6 protein-coding genes are annotated in these 3,984 nt (G+C 71.1%); 3 read left to right on the top strand and 3 right to left on the bottom strand.

The genetic code is table 11. The features are described from left to right. On the top strand, nucleotides 1–377 hold a 377-nt coding region (locus CCN35_RS21320), incomplete at its 5' end, for a transposase (protein ID WP_143631709.1). A 53-nt stretch (nucleotides 378–430) separates the two neighbouring features. Here CCN35_RS21320 and CCN35_RS21315 read toward each other — a convergent pair. From CCN35_RS21315 to CCN35_RS21305, 3 genes are read right to left on the bottom strand one after another with little or no spacing between them, the layout of a single operon-like run. Further along, nucleotides 431–1,144 carry a hypothetical protein gene (locus CCN35_RS21315; RefSeq protein ID WP_079130057.1) on the bottom strand — a complete coding sequence of 238 codons (714 nt, stop codon included), beginning with the start codon at nucleotides 1,142–1,144 and terminating at the stop codon, nucleotides 431–433. Further along, nucleotides 1,141–1,467, bottom strand: a complete 327-nt coding sequence (locus tag CCN35_RS21310) for a DUF6415 family natural product biosynthesis protein (RefSeq protein ID WP_067400697.1) — start codon at nucleotides 1,465–1,467, stop codon at nucleotides 1,141–1,143. Before CCN35_RS21310 ends, CCN35_RS21315 begins: the two co-directional genes overlap by 4 nt. After that, a complete protein-coding gene (locus tag CCN35_RS21305) occupies nucleotides 1,464–1,742 on the bottom strand; it encodes a hypothetical protein (RefSeq protein WP_067400692.1) in 279 nt (92 codons plus the stop codon). Before CCN35_RS21305 ends, CCN35_RS21310 begins: the two co-directional genes overlap by 4 nt. 63 nt (nucleotides 1,743–1,805) lie before the next feature. On the opposite strand from CCN35_RS21305, the gene CCN35_RS21300 reads away from it, so the two are divergent. Further along, on the top strand, nucleotides 1,806–2,267 hold the full coding sequence (locus tag CCN35_RS21300) for a DNA-processing protein DprA (RefSeq protein ID WP_067400688.1): 462 nt from the start codon (nucleotides 1,806–1,808) through the stop codon (nucleotides 2,265–2,267). 25 nt (nucleotides 2,268–2,292) lie between these two features. After that, on the top strand, nucleotides 2,293–3,636 hold the full coding sequence (locus CCN35_RS21295; RefSeq protein WP_201450945.1) for an NsdA family TPR-like regulatory protein: 1,344 nt from the start codon (nucleotides 2,293–2,295) through the stop codon (nucleotides 3,634–3,636). The last annotated feature ends 348 nt before the right edge of the window (nucleotides 3,637–3,984 follow it).

Here is a 3,984-nt window from a genome sequence, read left to right as displayed (position 1 = left end):
AGGTGGTCATCGATGCCGGCACCCGGCTGGTCGTCGCCATCGGGCGGCCGGTGCCGGGCAACCGCAACGACTGCCGGGCGTGGGAGGACTCCGGTGCCAGGGACGCCGTCGGCACGACGCCTGTGGTGATCGCCGACGGCGGCTTTCGGGGCACCGGCCTGGTCATTGCGCACTACCGCCGGCACAAGGACGAGGAATTGCCGTCCTGGAAGGAGGACCACAACGCCTCGCACCGCCGGGTGCGGGCCCGGATCGAGCACGTCTTCGCCCGCATGAAGGGCTGGAAGATCCTCCGCGACTGCCGGCTCAGGGGTGACGGCGTGCACCACGCCATGCTCGGCGTCGCCCGCCTGCACAACCTCGCCCTCGCCGGGTGACCGGCAAACGAGCAGGTCACCCGGCACGTCAGAAGCGATTTACGGGACAGCCCTTAGGGGCGGGCCGTCGAGAGTTCCTCGTCGACGCTCACGATCTTGCACTCATACAGCGCCCGCACAAGCTGCGAGGCCACCGTCCACCCGAGCAGCGGCGAGTCGAACAGCACGACCGCCGAGGCGATCGGCACCGGCCCGAGCCGGCTCGGGGTGTACCGACGCCCCCACACCGCGCACACCTCCGAGCGGCCCACCCGCACGAGCACGCTGCCCCGCCACATGTGTGGACACTCCTGACGGGCGGTGCTCACGCACGGCCGGCAGATCGGCGGGTGCGTCGTCAGCAGCTCGTTCGGCCACCCCTCCCAATCCGTCCGCGCATCCTCCAGCAGCCACAGCACCCCGCGCTCGTCGGTGTCGGTCGGCTCGCCGCAAACCTGACACAGCAGCCGCTCCATAGCGAGCCGCTGCCGCCCCGGGTGTACGTCCCCGTACAGCGGCCGCCCGGACCCGCGGGCGGCGTGGCGGCGCAGCCACAACACGCCGCGGCTGTCACGGTCCTGCGGCTGCTCGCCGCTGTAGCCGATGCCGCCGAGCAGCCGGTACACGACCAGCGGCTCGACGTGCTGCTCGCCCGACCAGGCGGTGATGAACGGGACCGTCGTCGACGCCGTGCGGCACGCCTTGTGCGTGTACCGATCCCGCGTGCGCGCCACCCGCTTGCGTGGCTGCCCGTCCTCGATCGGCTGGTCGCAGATCGTGCAGATCACGACTCACCTCCGATCGTCCGCTGCAGGTCGAGCACGCGCCGGGCAAGCTCGGCGACGTGTAAGGCCCCGGACAAGGGCCCCGTGCCGATCTCGAAACCGATTGCGAATTGGGCGTCCTCGATGGCGTGCGTGAGCGCGTACCACCGGCGTGTGTGCGGTGCCGCCTGGTCGGCTGCCTCACGGGCGCGTTTCATGAGCTGGTCGATCTCGGCGCGCAGCAGCTTGTCGAGTTCGACGAGCCGCTCACGCGGGGGCATCTTGCGGCCGGCGTCGAACGCCTCGACGACGAGCTGCGCGACCTGGTCGGTACCCGTTCTCGTCACCGTGCGCCCCCCGTCTTTCCCGCCCGCACGGGGGCACGGAGCGTGCGCGGCAGCCCGAGCAGGAACGTCACGCGGTCGGCGGTCGCGGGCTCGTCGCCGTGCACCCCGACCTCGTACCCGTAGTCGGTGACATAGCGTCCGCCGCGGTCAGTAACGATCTCACCGATGCGCGGGTGCAGAGGGTTGGTTACGCTCACCGTGCGTGCACCCCGGGGCGTCACGTGCAGCCCGCGCGCGGCGAGCTGGTCGGCGAGACATGCGGTCGTAGCGTCCATGCTCCGATCACACCGCGCGGCGCACGGGCGCGGGATCTGACAACCTATGACACGGAGTGGATCATGCCTGTATCTGTGGCGATTACTGGTACGCGGCAAACGGGTCACCGTGACCTCGACTGGTACGCCAGTCTGTTTCGCCGGTACCTCGCTCCGTGGGCGCCCGACGCCCGGTTCTACATTGGCGGTGCCGTCGGTATCGACAGCCTGTCTCTGCTGTGGCTGGCCGGGAACACGCAGTCACAGATCACGATCGTCGTCCCCGGCACGGTCGAGCAGCAGCCCGCCGAGGCACGGCAGGCGATCGAGCGGTGCCGGGACCGGATCGGCGAGATCGTCGAGCTGGGCGCCGCCGAGCTGAGGACGCCCGCCTATCACGCCCGGAACCGGTGGATGGTCGACCGCGCCGACATGGTCATCGGATATCCACTCGCCGACACCGACGCCGGGGGCACCTCGGGCACCTGGCAGACGATCAACTATGCAGCCTCGCAGGGGAAACCTCGACTGATCGTGCCCGTATGAGTCGACCGGCGTGCATCATGGCGGTATGAGCGCGCACGACAGAAACGTCGGCGCTGCCACACTCAAGCGGTTACGGCTTTCCCGCGGCTGGTCTCTCGCGGACACCGCCCGAGCCATCATCAGCACGGCGACCCAGCTTGGGCAGCCGCTCGATGCCAGTGTCGCGAGTGTGCAGCGGTCCGTCGCACGATGGGAGTCCGCCACGGCGCCGATCCTGCCCGGCGAGCGGTACCAACTCCTGCTCGCCCACCTGTACGCCCGCGGCGCCGACGGGCAGATCGCGCTCGGCGCCGGGTCCGACTTCGCCGAGCTGCTCGACGCCCTCGCGCACCTCGGCGAAAGCACCCGCCGACTCGACGAGCTGCGCGCGCTGCTCGTACGCACCGCAACCGACGGCGGCGGCGGGCTGCTCGCGCTGCTCGGCCCGTCGACGCAGCGCGCCTTGTCGTCTGCCCTTGCCGACCCGTCCCGGCTCGACGAGGGGTTGCTCGATGCAATGCACCGAGCCGTCGCCGACGTCAACGGGCAGGTAGGCAGCCTGCCGTTCGTGCGGGTGCAACTCCTGCTCGCACCGATCGTCGAGTCGTGCCGCCGGCTGCTCGACGCCGAGGTGCCCGAGTCTCTGGTGCCAGAGCTGCGGGCGGTCGCGGCGCGGGCGTTCACGCTCGCCGGGCGAGCCGCGTTCGAGACACGCGACGACGCCGCAGCCCGATCCCTGTACGCCGAGGCGACCGCCGCGGCCGGCGGCACCGGCTCGCCGTGGCGTCGTGCCGTCGTCCACATGAGTCACGCCCTGATCACCCTGTACTCGACCCCGGGGATCGAGGCGGCTCAGCGGCTCGTCGACGCCGCGGTGCGTGATGCCCGCGCGGGTGAGAGCGCGACGGTCCGGGCGCGGGCGCACGCGCTGCAGGCGGAGATCGCGGCCCGTGCCGGTGCCGAGCGGACCGCGCGGGCGGCGCTCTCTCTCGCCTGGTACGACATGGACAGTGACCGCGACGGCGACCCGGCTGACACGTCGTTCACGACCAATCACCTGCGTGGGTTCGAGGGCGTCGCGTCGCTGTACATCGGCGACCCCGCCGAGGCGCACGACCATTTCGCGCGGTCCGTCGAGGCGCTGCAGGCGCCGCGCGAGCGTGTGCAGCGGGCGATCGTGGCAACCGATCAGGCTCTTGCCCGTATCCGCCTCGACGAGCCCGAGGCGGCAGCCGAGTTGCTGCATGGGTGCATTGACGCCGCGTCGGCGACCGGCGGCCGCGTGGCTTCGATCCGCTTGCGCCGCGCCCGGCGTGAGCTGCGCCCATGGCGCCGTGAGGAGTGGTTCGCCGACCTCGACGACCACTTGATCGAGTCGCTCGGCGTGTAGCGCCCGAACGCACGAAAGCGCCCCTGCCCGGCCGTGAGGCCAGACAGGGGCGAGTTCATGCGGTGCGGCGGCGCTCGACGGGCAGTCCGAGCAGCCGCGCAGCCGACGACGGGTCCGGGTCCGGGGTGCCGTCGCGGCGGCAGGCAGGCGCTCTAAGGGCTGTCCCGTAACTGCTGGTTGTGGGTGAGATGATCTTGCCGTGGCTGGTGTGATCACGGCGTCGGAGCCCTCCTGGACAGCCCCGTTCACCGGGCTGAGCCCGCGACAGTTCGGCAAGCTGATCACCGCGCTGCGGCGTGAGGGCGCCGATCCGGTCCGCAAGGGCCGGCCTGTCCCTTACACACATCT

The sequence above is a fragment of the Streptomyces thermovulgaris genome, assembly GCF_002155915.1.
GTDB classification, from domain to species: domain Bacteria; phylum Actinomycetota; class Actinomycetes; order Streptomycetales; family Streptomycetaceae; genus Streptomyces; species Streptomyces thermovulgaris.
The sequence above is the reverse complement of the archived record's forward strand: the minus strand, read 5'-3'. Positions and strand labels throughout refer to the sequence as shown.

What these genes read in the sequence shown, in the direction of transcription:
- CCN35_RS21300 (WP_067400688.1), top strand. Translation starts at nt 1,806, where the DNA reads ATGCCTGTATCTGTGGCGATTACTGGTACGCGGCAAACGGGTCACCGT.
- CCN35_RS21295 (WP_201450945.1), top strand. Translation starts at nt 2,293, where the DNA reads ATGAGCGCGCACGACAGAAACGTCGGCGCTGCCACACTCAAGCGGTTA.
- CCN35_RS21305 (WP_067400692.1), bottom strand. Translation starts at nt 1,742, where the DNA reads ATGGACGCTACGACCGCATGTCTCGCCGACCAGCTCGCCGCGCGCGGG.